Raw genomic sequence first — 14,534 nt, 5'->3', positions numbered from 1 at the left:
CGGTGTGTGTGCGGAAAGATCTGACATTCAGGGCCTTACAGCGGGTGATCTGGTTGGCAAGGGTAAACCGGCAATGGTACAGGCTTTTTCAGCGAGATGCAGGCGCAGGCATTGGGGCATGTTCGCGCAGCCTGGCGGCAAAGGTGGAGCCGTGCGGCGTTAACCACTAGAATGCGCGGCCCTCGACAAACGCCTCTAGCCGTGACCCGTACGATGAATGTGTCCAGCCCAGTCCCCTATGTAAAGCAACAGCTGATCTACCTCCTTTATGGCGAGCGCCGGATCTATCAGCTGGAGGCCAAACTCAGCATCCTCACCGCCATGGCGCGTTGCAAACCGGCTGAGCTGCCAGTGATCCGTGTACTTACCGATCAGCCACAGGCTTTTGCTGGCTGGCCGGTGGAAGTGATCACGCTGGACGAGCAGACCTTGCAGGCCTGGACCGGCGACGGCGGCTACACCCACCGGCGCAAGGCCTGCGCCATTGCTCAGGCCGGGCAGTGGGCGGACAAGACCGTGTTCATCGATACCGATACGGTGTTCCTGCAATCGCCGTTGAAGCTGTTCAGCCAGGTCGATGCCGGCCAGTTCCTGGTCGATGAAGTGGAGACGAGCTGGGCCGAGGCGTCGCGCAGCAGTGACTACCTTCGCTTCAGCGCCGGGCTGGCCGAGGCTGGAAATGCGCCGGCCGATGATTTGCGGCTCTGCAACAGCGGCGTCATGGGTTTCACCCGCTGCAATGTCGGCATTGCCGAGCGCGCCATCCCACGCATCGATGCCTGGACGCCCTACACCGGTGACCTGCACACCATCGAACAGATCGCCTTTTCCTTCGAATTGCACGAGGCGCAGGTCAACGAAGCGCGTGGGGTGATCAGCCACTACTTCGCGATGAAACAGTACGTGCATGCCATCCTGGAAATCTTCTTCGCCAAGCACGGCGAGGGCTTCCATCCGCAGATGCCAAGCCTGGCCCTCAAGGTGCCGGCGTATCGTCCTGTGCCTTCGTGGCTGGCGCGGTTGTCGGTGAAGTGGAGCCTGAAGCGGGTGCCGCGCGAGCTGCGGGGCATCGGCCGCAAGCTGCTGTACGGCAGCGTGATGAGCAATGATGACTACCAGCGCGCGTGCAAAGTGATCTGGTGGCGGTCGGCAATCGAAGACATGCGCAAGCTGGACGGCTTCGACTGGCGCGAGGAGTGGCCTGAAGGGCTGCCGCGCCTTGGTCGGCACGACGAGCGTGCGTTCAGCGAAATTGCCCGGGACAGCCTGAAGGTTTCCTGAGCCAGGGCCCGACGCGGGGTGATAGGGTAGAGGGCCGTTTTCAAGGAGCCCCGACATGGACCCGATCACCACGCTCGCTACCCGCCTGGGGGAACACCTGCGCCGTTTCAATGCGCAGGTGACCACCGCCGAATCCTGCACTGGCGGTGGCATTGCCGAAGCCATTACCCGCGTACCTGGCAGCTCGGCCTGGTTCGAAGTTGGCTACGTGACCTATTCCAACGCCCAGAAAACCCGTTTGCTGAGTGTGCCCGAGGTGTTGTTCGGCCAGGTGGGCGCGGTCAGCCAGGAAGTCGTCGAAGCCATGGTCCGCGGGGCCCAGGCTGCCAGCGGGGCGCGCTTTGCCGTGGCGGTGAGCGGGGTGGCCGGGCCTGACGGAGGCTCGCCGGCCAAACCGGTAGGTACCGTGTGGCTGGCTTGGGGCGATGGCAGCCGGGTGTTCAGCGAGCGCCGCCAGTTTGACGGAGACCGCGAAGCAGTGCGCCGACAGACGGTGATCGCCGCGTTAGACGGCTTGTTACAGCTTGGTGCCGAGTAAATCGACGACAGGGGTTTGCGCGGGCGCCGGCCTGTGGAATAATACTGGCTACTTATACAGGTATTCCGGCCGTCAGGGCCAAGTCGAACACGTGAGGATTTCAATGGACGACAACAAGAAGCGCGCCTTGGCTGCGGCCCTGGGTCAGATCGAACGTCAATTCGGTAAAGGCGCGGTCATGCGCATGGGTGACCAGGAGCGTCAAGGCATTCCGGCCATCTCCACCGGCTCGCTGGGCCTGGACATCGCCCTGGGCATCGGCGGCCTGCCAAAAGGCCGTATCGTCGAGATCTACGGCCCGGAATCGTCGGGCAAGACCACGCTGACCCTGTCGGTCATCGCGGAAGCTCAGAAAAACGGTGCTACCTGCGCCTTCGTCGACGCCGAACACGCCCTCGACCCTGAGTACGCCGGCAAGCTGGGCGTCAACGTCGACGACCTGCTGGTTTCGCAGCCGGACACTGGCGAACAGGCCCTGGAAATCACCGACATGCTGGTGCGCTCCAACGCCGTTGACGTGATCATCGTCGACTCCGTGGCCGCGTTGGTGCCGAAGGCCGAGATCGAAGGCGAGATGGGTGACATGCACGTCGGCCTGCAGGCTCGCCTGATGTCCCAGGCGCTGCGCAAGATCACTGGTAACATCAAGAACGCCAACTGCCTGGTCATCTTCATCAACCAGATCCGTATGAAGATTGGCGTGATGTTCGGCAGCCCGGAAACCACCACCGGTGGTAACGCCCTGAAGTTCTACGCCTCGGTGCGTCTGGATATCCGTCGTACCGGCGCGGTCAAGGAAGGCGACGAAGTGGTCGGTAGCGAAACCCGCGTCAAGATCGTCAAGAACAAGGTATCGCCTCCGTTCCGTCAGGCCGAGTTCCAGATTCTTTACGGCAAAGGTATCTACCGTAACGGCGAGATCATTGACCTGGGTGTGTCTCAGGGCCTGGTCGAGAAATCCGGTGCCTGGTACGCCTACCAGGGCAACAAGATCGGTCAAGGTAAAGCCAACGCTGCCAAGTATCTGGCGGAAAACCCGGCTATTGGTGCCGAGATCGAGAAGCAGATCCGTGACAAGCTGTTGAAAGCCGGTGCTGCCGCTGAAGCCGGCAAGGCTGCCGCCGTTGATGCCAGTGCCGACGATGTGGCTGACGCCGAAGCCGGTTATTGATTGCGCGGTAGATAGCCAATATGTCCGCCGTACTCGACACCCCCGTCGCCATCCGGCGGACAGCCATGGACCTGCTCGCGCGACGTGAGCACGGTCGCGTCGAGCTGACGCGCAAGTTGCGTCAGCGCGGCGCTTCGGACGAGTTGATAGAGCCTGAGCTCGACCGGCTCGCCGAAGAAGGGCTGCTGAGTGAAGCCCGTTACCTCGAAAGCTTCATCCGCTATCGTTCAGGCTCTGGCTACGGTCCTTCGCGTATTCGTGAGGAGCTGGGGCAGCGTGGCTTGGCGCGTGCTGATATCGAGCAGGCATTGCGCGAGAGCGAAGTGGATTGGCGCGAGCGTATGCATGACGTATGGCAGCGCAAGTTTGCCGGGCAGCGCCCGCAAGACCCGCGCAGCCGTGCCCAGCAGACCCGGTTTTTGGCTTACCGTGGGTTCCCCATGGACATGATCGGCCGCCTGCTCAGTGGGCGTGATCTCGACGATTACTGAGCATTGCTGAAAGGCTGAGGCCGCTTTGCGGCCCCCCTGCAGCAAACACCTATGAACTGACCTTCAACGCCTCCCTGGCCCGCTGCGTGGTATGCATGGGTTGCGGCTTGGCCCAGTTCTCGGGCAAGTTGATGAAATCCACCAACTCGCGCAGCCTGCCCTGGTCGCGGCCATTGAAGGCGAATGACAGGCGGGTCAGGTGATTGAAATTGCCTACTTCATGCTCGGCACTGCTATCAGCTTGCTGGTGATATTTGCCACTCAGGCGCAGGTCGGCAAAGCCTTCTTGGATGTCATACAGCGCGGCCTCGCTGAGCGGGTGATGCATGCGGATAACGAACTGGCTCTTGAGCCAGCGGCTGGAATGGTAGTTGCTGTAGAACTGGTTGATTTCCTCCACTGCCTCGTCGGCACTGTGCACCAGGCGCACCAGCTTCAGATCGCTGGGCAGGATGTAGCGGTTTTCTTCCAACTGGCGGCTGATGAAGTCCAGGCAGTCGCGCCAGAAGCTACCGCCTGGCGAGTCCAGCAGTACCACCGGTACCAGCGGGCTCTTGCCAGTCTGGATCAGGGTCAGGACCTCCAGCGCTTCATCAAGGGTGCCGAAGCCGCCGGGGCACAATACCAAAGCGTCGGCTTCCTTGACGAAGAACAGTTTGCGGATGAAGAAGAAATGGAACGGCAGCAGTTTGTTGGTGCCATCCACCGTGGGGTTGGCATGTTGTTCGAAGGGCAGGGTGATATTGAAGCCCAGGCTGTGGGCACTGCCGGCACCCTCGTGAGCGGCGGCCATGATACCGCCGCCGGCGCCGGTGATGACCATCAAGTCGGAGCGCGCCAGGGTGGCACCCAGCTCGCGGGCCAGGGCGTACATGGGGTGTTCCAGCGGGGTGCGCGCCGAACCGAACACGGTCACCTTGCGTCGGCCTTTGTAGCGCTGCAGGGTGCGGAACGAGTGGTCCAGCTCGCGCAGGGCCTGCAGGGTAATCTTGGCGTTCCAGCGGTCGCTGTCGTCGTGGGCCATGCGCAGGATGGTCAGCATCATGTCGCGGTACAGCGGCAGGTTGGGGCTGTCAGGTGCAACCAGTTGCAGTTGTGCGTCGATGTGGTTCAGGTCGATGTTGTTGTCACGGAAGTGGTTGAACAGCAGTTCATTCGATTGGTAAGGCATGCAACGTCTCCTTCTGCACCAATACCTCTGACCTCAATCTAGACCCTCGCGACCGATTGTGCCGGGCTGTTTGCCACCGCCGCCCGTCGGCATGCGGCCACCGGCCGCATGGGTTTGGTTAACTGGTAGGGCGAAACGTATCGATGCAGGAGGTGGCGGTATGCATCGCTTGATCATCGAGGTGGACCGGCAGCTCTTTCAGCAGCTGGAGAACGCGGCCCAGGTGCATCACCTGAGCCTTGAGGCCGAGTGCCGCCGCAGGTTGGCGGGGCTGGAGTGTCAGTCGCGCTATTTGCAGGCGTTACTGGCCGAGATGCGCGCCGACGCCGCCGAAGGGCACTGGAGTGCCCGCGAGGACGAGAAGGTATAGCTGGGAGGGCTGCCTTTACTTCTTCTTGTTGCCGGCAACGCAACTGGCACTGTCGAAGGCCTGGTCCATGATCGGCTGGTTGGTCTTGTAAACCGTGAAACGGTAGACCATCACCGCGCCCTTGGACATCAGGTTGCGAAAACCGCTATTGCGGCAGACGCTGTCGCCCAGTTGGCTACGCACCTGTGCAGGGTTGGCCTGCATGCGTTCAGCGTGGCTCTGGCGCACGCTCAGGTGGTTGACCAGCGCCTTGCCTTCAACGGTGTAACCCTGATCGAGGATGTCCTCGTTGATCGCACGCGGGGTGCCGACGCTGCTCTCTTTGGCAACCTTCTCCAGCATCTTGTTCAGGTCGTAATCCTGCTTGGAAGCCGCCTGGGCTGCCAGAGGCAGGGCGAGCAACAGGCTCAGGGCGGGGGCGATAAGGCGCAGCATGAATCTCTCCTGGTTCGATGACTGGCGCTTTGACATGCGCGGGTCGACGGCGTTCCGTGAAATCGCGCGGTGGTCACTACCGGGCGCGATAAAACCCCGATTATAAGGGCCACCTTGCCGCCTGCACAGCAATTGCCCCCTGTTCTGGTAGACTGGCACCCTTGTTTTCTCCGAGTCATCCTTGTGCCCATTTCCAACCTGTCCAGAGGCCTGCCGGCATGAGCCATGCGGTAGCGCGCCTGCGCGCCGAACGCCTGGCCCGCAGCAACAAGCCTTTCATCGCCCGTGGCTCGCGAGCAGAGCGTTGCCCGGATTGCCGGGTCATCGCTACCCATTGCCTGTGTGCCTGGAAGCCCCGGGTGCAGGCTGACGCCGGTGTATGCCTGCTGATGCATGACACCGAGCCGCTGAAGCCCACCAACACCGGCTGGCTGATTGCCGACCTGATCGAAGACACCGCGGCCTTCGGCTGGTTGCGCACCTCGGTTGACGAGCGCCTGCTGGCCTTGCTCGACGACCCGCGCTGGCAGCCCTATATCGTTTTCCCGGGCGAGTTCGTTGCTCAGGAGCGGGTGGTCAGCGAGGTGGTGCGCGAACCTGGCAAGCGCCCGCTGTTCATCCTGTTGGATGCCACCTGGACCGAAGCACGCAAGATGTTCCGCAAAAGCCCGTACCTGGACCGTTTTCCGGTGCTGAGCCTGCAGGCCGAACAAATGTCGCGCTACCGCTTGCGTCGCTCCAAGCGCGACGATCATTTCTGCACGGCGGAAGTCGCGGCCATGTGCCTGGACCTGGCCGGTGACAGCCAGGCCTCCCAGGCGCTGGATGCGTACCTGGATGTGTTCAGCCTGCATTACCTGAGCGGCAAGCAGCGCCTGCCGCTGGACGAGCAGGACGACACCCACCAACGTTTGCATACCTTCCTATAGTCCAAGGGGCACAACCCCTGCTTTGGTTCATAATGACGGAGCTGGCAGCCAGGGTGGGCGAGACGGCAGGGCGATTGGCTTGACCACCCTTGACCGTGCTCGGCATCCTTGGCGCCGATTCCCCGCCGGGCGCCTCCTTTACCCCAAAGCGCCTGGCACAGAACAGGATCCTTAGATCGATGGCCACTTACGAAATCCTGATTGCCGATGACCACCCACTGTTCCGTGGCGCCCTGCGCCAGGCCGTTACCCTTGGCCTGGGCCCGGATGTACGCCTGGTCGAAGTCGCGAGCATTGCCGAACTGGAAACCCGCCTGAGCGAAAAAGCCGACTGGGACCTGGTGCTGCTGGACTTGAACATGCCGGGTGCCTACGGTTTTTCCGGGCTGGTGCTGTTGCGTGGGCAATACCCGCAGATCCCCGTGGTAATGGTTTCGGCGCAGGAAGAGGCCGCCGTGGTGGTCAAGTCCCGCGAGTTTGGCGCCAGTGGTTTCATTCCCAAATCCAGCCCCCTGGAAGTGATCCAGGATGCGGTGCGCAAGGTGCTCGATGGCGAGGTCTGGTGGCCGCCGCAGGCGTTCGAGAAGGTGGATGTCTCGGCCGAGGCCAAGGCCGCCAGCGAGGGCTTGGCCAGCCTCACGCCGCAGCAGTTCCGCGTACTGACCATGGTCTGCGAAGGCCTGCTGAACAAGCAGATCGCCTATGAGCTGAGCGTGTCGGAAGCGACCATCAAGGCCCACGTTACCGCGATCTTCCGCAAGCTGGGCGTGCGTACCCGGACCCAGGCCGCGCTGCTGCTGCAACAACTTGAATCGGTTGCCAGCAACTGACTGCGCGTGGCTTCACGCTTTTTTGACCCGAGCCGGTCTAGTCTGCTGGCCTTTCTGTTGTGAAGTGACTCACATGACATCGCCATTCAAAGGCCAGACCGGCCTCAAACGCATCTTCAACGCCGCCGGCTACTCGCTGGACGGCCTGCGCGCCGCCTTCAAGGGCGAGGCCGCATTCCGCCAGCTGGTGCTGCTCAACGTGCTGCTGATCCCGATAGCCTTCTGGCTGCCGGTCAGCCGTGCCGAGCGGGCAATCATGATCGCGGTGTGCCTGCTGGGGCTGATCGTCGAGCTGTTCAATTCGGCGGTAGAGGCGGCCATCGACCGCATTTCGCTGGAGCGCCACCCGCTGTCGAAAAATGCCAAGGACATGGGCAGCGCCGCACAACTGGTGGCACTGACCATGGTGGCGCTGGTGTGGGGCGTGATCCTGCTTTAAGCGATTGGCGGCAACACGATTTCGTCACTGCGGGTAAAGCCCGCAGTGAAGTTGCGGCATAGCTCGAGAAACTCACGCATGGCCGACGTCTGGTATTTCTGTTTGTGCCAGATGAAGTAGAACTGGCGCATCAGGTCCAGTTCCGGGGTTTCCACGGGTACCAGGCTGCCACGGCGGAAGGCGTCACGCAGGGCCAGGCGTGAAATGCAACCGATACCCAGGCCCGATTCCACTGCGCGCTTGATCGCTTCGGTGTGCTCCAGCTCCAGGCGGATATTGAGGTTGGCGCGGTGATGGCGCATGGCCTGGTCGAAGGTCAGGCGTGTGCCCGAGCCTTGCTCGCGCAGGATCCACGCTTCTTGCGAAAGGTTGTCTATATCGGCTCGGCCCAGCTTGGCCAGCGGATGCTGCGGCGCGCAGAACACCACCAGTTCGTCCTCGACCCACGGCTGCACTTCCAGGTCCGGGTGGTTGCAGTCGCCTTCGATTAGACCCAGATCAATTTCGTAGTGCGCTACCTGTTGCACGATATGCACAGTGTTCTGTACGTGCAGCTTTACCTGGCTTTCCGGGTGGGTCTGCATGAAGCTGCCAATCAGCAGGGTGGCCAGGTAGTTGCCGATGGTCAGCGTGGCGCCGACCGCCAGCGAACCGAAACCGGACTTGCCGTTGAGCAGGTCTTCGATTTCCTTGGCCTGGTCGAGCAGGGCCACCGCTTGTGGCAGCAGTTGATGGCCCAGGGCATTGAGGGCCAGGCGTTTGCCGGCACGGTCGAACAGTTGGCAGCTCGATTGCCGCTCCAGCTCGGTGATGGAGGTGCTGGCGGCCGACTGCGACAGCGACAGCAGGCTAGCGGCCCGAGAGACGCTTTGGTGCTGAGCGACGGCGACGAAGACTTGCAGTTGACGAAGTGTGAATCGCATATCGATATAACCGATAACACATATCTTGATAATCCAGTTAACAGATATTGTCGCTGCCCCTAAACTATCGCGCAACTGCGCGTTTTGCGCGCCGCGTTTTTCTTCAGGAGCCCCATCGATGAGCAACATGAACCACGAACGTGTCCTCAGTGTGCACCACTGGAACGACACCCTGTTCAGCTTCAAGTGCACCCGCGACCCGGGGCTGCGCTTCGAGAACGGTCAGTTCGTGATGATCGGCCTGCAGCAGGAAAGCGGCCGCCCGCTCATGCGTGCCTATTCCATCGCCTCGCCAAACTGGGAAGAGCACCTGGAATTCTTCAGCATCAAGGTGCCGGACGGCCCGTTGACCTCGCAGTTGCAGCACTTGAAGGAAGGCGATGAGATCATCATCAGCAAGAAGCCTACCGGTACCCTGGTGCTCGACGACCTGAACCCAGGCAAGCACCTGTACCTGCTGAGCACCGGTACTGGCCTGGCGCCGTTCATGAGCGTCATCCAGGACCCGGAAACCTACGAGCGCTTCGAAAAAGTCATCCTGGTGCACGGCGTGCGCTACGTGAACGAAGTGGCCTACCGCGAGTTCATCACCGAGCACCTGCCGCAGAACGAGTTCTTCGGTGAGTCGGTCCGCGAAAAGCTGATCTACTACCCGACCGTGACCCGCGAGCCGTTCGAAAACCAGGGCCGCCTGACCGACCTGATGCGCAGCGGCAAGCTGTTCAGCGACATCGGCCTGCCACCGATCAATCCGCAGGACGACCGCGCGATGATCTGCGGCAGCCCGAGCATGCTCGACGAGACCAGCGAAGTGCTGGACAGCTTCGGCTTGAAAGTCTCTGCCCGCATGCGCGAGCCGGGTGATTACCTGATCGAACGAGCCTTCGTCGAGAAGTAAGGCGCAGGCTGGTACAAGAAGGCGACCCTGGGGTCGCCTTTTTTATACCTGTGAGCTTTGCATTGTCTGTACTGGCCTTTTCGCGGGTACAGGCAAAACACAATCTATTCGACGCGCGTCTCGCCGCTGTACACCAGAATCGCCCGGCACCGCTTGCACAGGTAGCGCCGCCCCTGGCGCACCAGCTTGTGCCGCTGCGCGGTAAACGGGAAATCACCTTGCGGGCACGGGCAACGGTAGATGTAGCGGGTCGTCGCGCGCCGTTGCACCTCATAGTTGTGGCAACGGTTGGGTGGTAGCTCGTACACCCCGCGCATGATCAGCTGCCACTCCTCGCCATGGGCCTGGATGCTGTCGCCGAACAGTTGGTGGGCTACCAGATGTGCCACTTCATGGGCCACGGTCTGGCGCAGGAAGTCTTCCTGGTTTTCACGGTAGAGCTGCAGGTTGAAGCGCAGCAGGTTTTCGTGCAGGTGGGCGACACCTGCTTTCTGCCCGCGCAGCTTGAAGCTGACTTCCGGGCGCGGGAAGGGGCGTTTGAAAAAGGTTTCGGCTTGCTGGTAACAGGTTTCGACGCGTTCTTTGAGCAGCTCGGGCATGGTGGGGCGGTTCTCCTGACCGGGCATTATGCCGCAAGCATCGGCGGCCTGCCGAGCCACCGGTCAGCGCACAGCCAGAGGCCGCCTTGCGGCGGCCCCTGGTTGATGCCCCAGTGTTGGTTGAGTCTGTTCTAGTTGGTGTAGACGGGCCCCACGCCCAGTCCCCAGATAATCACCGTGGCGGCCATGATCGCCACCAATACCACAAGGCCCACCGCCAGCACCGAGCTGGAGAACAGGAAGCCTTCGTCGGACGGTATGTTCATGAACGTCGGCAAGCCGACATACAGCAAATACACCGTGTAGCAGATGGCGGCGGTGCCGATCAGCATGCCCAGCCACAGGTGCGGGTACAGTGCCGCGAGGCCACCGATGAACAAGGGGGTGGCAGTGTAGGTGGCAAAGGCGATGCACTGAGCCATGGAGGGGTTGGCGTCGTAGGTGCGAGCCATCCAATGGATGAACGCGCCCATTACCGCCACCCCGGCGAGCATGGCCAGGTACGACATGATGCTCATCCAGATGGCGCTTTCCATGGTCAGCATCACTGCCGGCCGGTCGCCGATCACCCAGCCCACCTGGGTTGTGCCAATAAAGGCTGAAATGGCAGGGATTGCCGCCAGGATCAGGGTGTGCGTCAGGTACATGTGGCTGATGGTTTCTTCTTCGCCACGAATTTCCCGCCATTCCTGATCGGGATGGGTAAACAGCCCCACAACGTGATGAATCATGCCGATCACTCCTCTCAATGTTGCCAAACGCCCCCCAGATGGAGCGCAAGCGGCCCGAGGCCCGAACACCGATGCAAGCGGTAATGTGGCCTTATGTCGCAGTATAGGAAGCGGTTACCGGCACAAACCGTGCTTTTTAGAGCAAATTGCGCTGTAAGGCGTGCTGTTGATTACATTGAAGTCTTTATCGGAATGCCTACAGCGATGCCGCGTTTGTGCGTAAAATAGCCGGCTTTTGTCACACCTCGCGGATCCAAGCGCTATGGGCACCCTCTCGGTCAACCAGAACAAACTGCAAAAACGCCTGCGTCGTCTCGCCGGCGAAGCCATCACCGACTACAACATGATCGAGGATGGCGACAAGGTCATGGTCTGCCTGTCCGGCGGCAAGGACAGCTACACCATGCTCGACGTTCTGTTGCACCTGCAGAAGGTGGCGCCGATCAAGTTCGAGATCGTCGCGGTGAACATGGACCAGAAGCAGCCGGGCTTCCCCGAGCATGTGCTGCCGGCCTACCTCAAGGAGCTGGGCGTCGAGTACCACATCGTCGAGAAAGATACCTACTCGGTAGTCAAGGAGCTGGTGCCCGAGGGCAAGACCACCTGCTCGCTGTGTTCGCGCCTGCGCCGTGGCACCCTGTACACCTTCGCCGACGAAATCGGCGCGACCAAGATGGCGTTGGGGCACCACCGCGACGACATCGTCGAAACCTTCTTCCTCAACATGTTCTTCAACGGCGCGCTCAAGGGCATGCCGCCGAAGCTGCGTGCCGACGACGGCCGCAACGTGGTGATCCGGCCGCTGGCCTACTGCAGCGAGAAGGACATCCAGGCTTACTCGGACATGAAGGAATTTCCGATCATCCCGTGCAACCTGTGCGGCTCGCAGGAAAACCTGCAGCGCCAGGTGGTCAAGGACATGCTGGTGGAGTGGGAGCGCAAGCACCCGGGCCGTACCGAGAGTATCTTCCGGGCGCTGCAGAACGTGGCGCCATCGCAACTGGCCGACCGCAACCTGTTCGATTTCACCAGCCTGAAGATCGACGAAAACGCCACCCCGCGTTTTCTCGATGTGCTGAACATCTGAGCCTATGCGCGATTACCAGTGGCTGCACGAGTACTGCCTGAACCGCTTTGGCTCGGCCCAGGCCTTGGAGGCCTTTCTGCCGCAGCCGCGCACCCCGGCGCAATTGCGCGACATCAGTGACGACCGCTACCTGTCGACCCTGGCTTTGCGCGTGTTCCGCGCCGGGCTCAAGCACAGCCTGGTAGATGCCAAGTGGCCGGCGTTCGAGCAGGTGTTCTTCGGCTTCGACCCGGAAAAGGTAGTGCTGATGGGCGCCGAGCACCTGGAGCGGCTGATGCATGACGAGCGCATCATCCGCCACCTGGGCAAGCTCAAGAGCGTGCCGCGCAATGCGCAGATGATCCTCGACGTGGCCAAGGAAAAGGGCAGTTTCGGCGCGTTCATCGCCGACTGGCCGGTGACCGATATCGTCGGCTTGTGGAAGTACCTGGCCAAGCATGGCAACCAGTTGGGCGGGTTGTCGGCGCCGCGTTTTCTGCGCATGGTTGGCAAGGACACCTTCATCCCTACCGATGACATGGCGGCGGCGTTGATCGCGCAGAAGGTGATCGACAAGCAACCGACCAGCCAGCGTGACCTGGCCTTGGTGCAGCAGGCATTCAACCAGTGGCACGCAGAGAGCGGTCGGCCGCTGTGCCAGTTGTCGGTGATGCTGGCGCATACCGTCAACCATTGACGGGTGTGTTGGTTTCTTCGCGGGCAAGCCCGCGAAGCGTCTAACTGCCTTCGCCCGCCAGGCGCCGCTCATGCTGGAACTTCCAGCGCACATAGAGCAGCCCGGCAATGAACAGCCCCAGGCTCACCAGCACTTCAACCCAGCCAAATACCGCTCGCGCCGGGTCGAATGCCGCCAGCACGCCCTTGATGAAATAGATATTCACCACGAAGCAGGTCCAGGCATGTGCCCGGGCGCTGCCTGTCAGCATGCCTGGCAGCAGCAACAGCAACGGCACCAGTTCGATCGCCAGGATCACCTCGACCCGCGCACCATGCAGGTTGGCGAACCACAGGTTGTTCACCACCAGCAGGGCGATCAGGCCGAAGAAGAACGCCAGGCTCAACGCCCGCGTCAGGCGCAGGCGAGGTGCCAGCCATTCCAGCGGCGGCAACACCTTGGGCTTTTTAGCCACGCGCGGCCTCCAGGGCCTTGGCCGTGGTCGCCAGGCGTTGGCCCAAGGCGCGGCACAGGGCAATCTCGTGTTGGTCGAGTTCACGTTTGCCATCGGCACCGGCGTGGTGGCTGGCGCCGTAAGGGGTGCCGCCGCCACGGGTTTCGAGCAGCGCCGACTCGCTGTAGGGCAGCCCCATTACCAGCATGCCGTGGTGCATCAGTGGCAGCATCATCGACAGCAGGGTGGTTTCCTGGCCGCCGTGCAGGCTGGCGGTGGAGGTGAACACGCCCGCTGGCTTGCCGACCAGCTCACCGCCCAGCCACAGGCTGCTGGTGCCATCCAGGAAGTACTTCAGCGGCGCCGCCATGTTGCCGAAGCGGGTCGGGCTGCCCAGTACAAGGCCGGCGCAATGGCGCAGGTCGTCGAGGGTGGCGTACAGCGCGCCACTGGTTGGGATATCCGGGGCCACCGCTTCGCATTCGGTGGAAATCGCCGGCACCGTGCGCAAGCGTGCCTCCATGCCGGCCAGCTCGATGCCGCGAGCGATGTGCCGGGCCATTTCGCTGGTGGAACCATGGCGGCTGTAATACAGCACCAGGATGTAGGGCACGCTCACGGCAGGATCTCCAGCACTTTTTCCGGTGGGCGACCGACCACGGCCTTGTCACCGGCGACCAGAATCGGCCGTTCGATCAGCTTGGGGTGCTGGGCCATGGCTTCGATCAGTTGCGCGTCGGTCAGTGCCGGGTCGGCCAGGTTGAGCGCTTTGTATTCGTCCTCGCCGGTACGCAGCAATTGGCGTGGGGCGATGCCCAGCTTGCCGAGCAGGGCCTTGAGGGTGGCTGCGTCGGGCGGGGTTTCGAGGTAGCGCACGATGGTCGGTGCCAGGCCGCGGGCTTCGAGCAGTTCCAGCGCGCCGCGGGATTTCGAGCAGCGCGGGTTATGATAGAGCGTGAGGTCAGTCATGTCGGGTCGCATCCAGCTGGGTGTGGCGGCTATTCTAACCGCAGCGACTGACCAATTTGCTTTAAAACTCGAGAAGGATTGACCCATGGCAAGGCGTCTGGCAGCAGTACTGGCCATCACCGCGAGCCTGTTGCTCGGTGGTTGCGGTGCCGATTATGGCGTGGACCAATACGGTAATACGGTTAAGGCCGAACAGATCGAAGGGCACTGGCTGGTGCTCAATTACTGGGCTGAATGGTGCGGGCCGTGCCGTACCGAGATCCCGGAACTGAACGCAGCGGCCAAGCAGTGGGCGGCTGATGGCATCAAGGTGGTGGGGGTGAACTTCGATGGTTTGCAGGGGCAGGACTTGAAGCAGGCCGCTGAAACCCTGGGTATCGGTTTCACCGTGCTGGCCCAGGACCCGGCCGAGCGCTATGACCTGCCGCGCAGCGAGGCGCTGCCGGTGACCTACATCATCGATGACAAAGGCAAGGTGCGTGAGCAGTTGCTGGGCGAGCAGACGCTGGAAGGGCTGCAAGCCAAGATCAAGGCGCTGAAAGGCGCCTGATGCAGTTGGGGCC

Annotated in this window: 20 protein-coding genes; 12 read left to right on the top strand and 8 right to left on the bottom strand. The window is 61.9% G+C overall.

The window, feature by feature from the left end; translation table 11 throughout:
* The first annotated feature begins 213 nt into the window (after window positions 1-213).
* From APH42_RS22865 to recX, 4 genes are all read left to right on the top strand, one after another.
* Window positions 214-1,281: a hypothetical protein gene (locus APH42_RS22865; RefSeq protein ID WP_060494275.1), complete on the top strand. Its 1,068-nt coding sequence runs from the start codon at window positions 214-216 to the stop codon at window positions 1,279-1,281.
* Window positions 1,282-1,336: 55 nt separating this feature from the next.
* Window positions 1,337-1,819, top strand: a complete 483-nt coding sequence (locus tag APH42_RS22860; protein WP_060494274.1) for a CinA family protein — start codon at window positions 1,337-1,339, stop codon at window positions 1,817-1,819.
* A gap of 103 nt (window positions 1,820-1,922) precedes the next feature.
* Window positions 1,923-2,990: a recombinase RecA gene (gene recA, locus APH42_RS22855; RefSeq protein ID WP_060494273.1), complete on the top strand. Its 1,068-nt coding sequence runs from the start codon at window positions 1,923-1,925 to the stop codon at window positions 2,988-2,990.
* 20 nt (window positions 2,991-3,010) lie between these two features.
* Window positions 3,011-3,481 (top strand): recombination regulator RecX, encoded by a 471-nt coding sequence (recX, locus tag APH42_RS22850; protein ID WP_012270916.1) that lies wholly within the window; start codon window positions 3,011-3,013, stop codon window positions 3,479-3,481.
* A 49-nt stretch (window positions 3,482-3,530) separates the two neighbouring features.
* Here recX and APH42_RS22845 read toward each other — a convergent pair whose 3' ends face one another.
* Window positions 3,531-4,652 (bottom strand): LOG family protein, encoded by a 1,122-nt coding sequence (locus APH42_RS22845; RefSeq protein ID WP_060494272.1) that lies wholly within the window; start codon window positions 4,650-4,652, stop codon window positions 3,531-3,533.
* A 160-nt stretch (window positions 4,653-4,812) separates the two neighbouring features.
* Between APH42_RS22845 and APH42_RS22840 the strand changes: the two genes are divergently transcribed.
* On the top strand, window positions 4,813-5,022 hold the full coding sequence (locus APH42_RS22840; RefSeq protein ID WP_012270918.1) for a hypothetical protein: 210 nt from the start codon (window positions 4,813-4,815) through the stop codon (window positions 5,020-5,022).
* A gap of 15 nt (window positions 5,023-5,037) precedes the next feature.
* Here APH42_RS22840 and APH42_RS22835 read toward each other — a convergent pair whose 3' ends face one another.
* Entirely contained in the window at window positions 5,038-5,457 is a 420-nt protein-coding gene (locus tag APH42_RS22835; protein WP_012270919.1) for a quorum-sensing-regulated virulence factor family protein, read from the bottom strand.
* Window positions 5,458-5,675: 218 nt separating this feature from the next.
* Here APH42_RS22835 and APH42_RS22830 point away from each other — a divergent pair, with 218 nt between their 5' ends.
* The 3 genes from APH42_RS22830 to APH42_RS22820 all read left to right on the top strand — a co-directional run bounded on the left by APH42_RS22830 (window position 5,676) and on the right by APH42_RS22820 (window position 7,655).
* The gene (locus APH42_RS22830) at window positions 5,676-6,386 is read left to right on the top strand and encodes a tRNA-uridine aminocarboxypropyltransferase (RefSeq protein WP_060494271.1); all 711 of its coding nucleotides are present in this window, start codon (window positions 5,676-5,678) and stop codon (window positions 6,384-6,386) included.
* Between the two features lie 179 nt (window positions 6,387-6,565).
* Entirely contained in the window at window positions 6,566-7,216 is a 651-nt protein-coding gene (gene erdR, locus APH42_RS22825) for a response regulator transcription factor ErdR (protein ID WP_012270921.1), read from the top strand.
* 73 nt (window positions 7,217-7,289) lie between these two features.
* Entirely contained in the window at window positions 7,290-7,655 is a 366-nt protein-coding gene (locus APH42_RS22820; RefSeq protein WP_010952700.1) for a diacylglycerol kinase, read from the top strand.
* Here the strand turns inward: APH42_RS22820 and finR are convergent.
* Complete coding sequence (gene finR / locus APH42_RS22815) at window positions 7,652-8,578, bottom strand: LysR family transcriptional regulator FinR (protein ID WP_012270922.1); 927 nt, start codon at window positions 8,576-8,578, stop codon at window positions 7,652-7,654. The two genes, APH42_RS22820 and finR, sit on opposite strands and share 4 nt — an antisense overlap.
* Before the next feature lie 118 nt (window positions 8,579-8,696).
* Here finR and fpr point away from each other — a divergent pair, with 118 nt between their 5' ends.
* Window positions 8,697-9,476 carry a ferredoxin-NADP reductase gene (gene fpr / locus APH42_RS22810; RefSeq protein WP_012270923.1) on the top strand — a complete coding sequence of 260 codons (780 nt, stop codon included), beginning with the start codon at window positions 8,697-8,699 and terminating at the stop codon, window positions 9,474-9,476.
* Between the two features lie 104 nt (window positions 9,477-9,580).
* Here fpr and APH42_RS22805 read toward each other — a convergent pair whose 3' ends face one another.
* On the bottom strand, window positions 9,581-10,075 hold the full coding sequence (locus APH42_RS22805; RefSeq protein WP_012270924.1) for a SprT family zinc-dependent metalloprotease: 495 nt from the start codon (window positions 10,073-10,075) through the stop codon (window positions 9,581-9,583).
* Between the two features lie 131 nt (window positions 10,076-10,206).
* Window positions 10,207-10,806: a Yip1 family protein gene (locus APH42_RS22800; protein WP_012270925.1), complete on the bottom strand. Its 600-nt coding sequence runs from the start codon at window positions 10,804-10,806 to the stop codon at window positions 10,207-10,209.
* 262 nt (window positions 10,807-11,068) lie between these two features.
* Here APH42_RS22800 and ttcA point away from each other — a divergent pair, with 262 nt between their 5' ends.
* Window positions 11,069-11,893 carry a tRNA 2-thiocytidine(32) synthetase TtcA gene (gene ttcA, locus APH42_RS22795; RefSeq protein WP_012270926.1) on the top strand — a complete coding sequence of 275 codons (825 nt, stop codon included), beginning with the start codon at window positions 11,069-11,071 and terminating at the stop codon, window positions 11,891-11,893.
* 4 nt (window positions 11,894-11,897) lie between these two features.
* Window positions 11,898-12,569, top strand: coding sequence for a DNA-3-methyladenine glycosylase I (locus APH42_RS22790; protein WP_012270927.1), 672 nt, complete (start codon window positions 11,898-11,900; stop codon window positions 12,567-12,569).
* Window positions 12,570-12,609: 40 nt separating this feature from the next.
* Here the strand turns inward: APH42_RS22790 and APH42_RS22785 are convergent, their stop codons facing one another.
* From APH42_RS22785 to arsC, 3 genes are read right to left on the bottom strand one after another with little or no spacing between them, the layout of a single operon-like run.
* Window positions 12,610-13,023, bottom strand: a complete 414-nt coding sequence (locus APH42_RS22785) for a DUF2069 domain-containing protein (protein WP_041166404.1) — start codon at window positions 13,021-13,023, stop codon at window positions 12,610-12,612.
* On the bottom strand, window positions 13,016-13,621 hold the full coding sequence (gene wrbA, locus APH42_RS22780) for an NAD(P)H:quinone oxidoreductase (protein ID WP_012270929.1): 606 nt from the start codon (window positions 13,619-13,621) through the stop codon (window positions 13,016-13,018). The genes APH42_RS22785 and wrbA overlap by 8 nt, the downstream gene beginning before the upstream one ends.
* Window positions 13,618-13,971 carry an arsenate reductase (glutaredoxin) gene (gene arsC / locus APH42_RS22775; RefSeq protein WP_041166405.1) on the bottom strand — a complete coding sequence of 118 codons (354 nt, stop codon included), beginning with the start codon at window positions 13,969-13,971 and terminating at the stop codon, window positions 13,618-13,620. The genes wrbA and arsC overlap by 4 nt, the downstream gene beginning before the upstream one ends.
* 85 nt (window positions 13,972-14,056) lie before the next feature.
* Here arsC and APH42_RS22770 point away from each other — a divergent pair, with 85 nt between their 5' ends.
* Complete coding sequence (locus APH42_RS22770) at window positions 14,057-14,521, top strand: TlpA disulfide reductase family protein (RefSeq protein WP_060494270.1); 465 nt, start codon at window positions 14,057-14,059, stop codon at window positions 14,519-14,521.
* Window positions 14,522-14,534: the final 13 nt, after the last annotated feature.

The organism is Pseudomonas sp. NBRC 111140 (genome assembly GCF_001320885.1).
GTDB lineage: Bacteria > Pseudomonadota > Gammaproteobacteria > Pseudomonadales > Pseudomonadaceae > Aquipseudomonas > Aquipseudomonas putida_P.
This window is presented reverse-complemented; position numbering and strand designations above follow the sequence as displayed.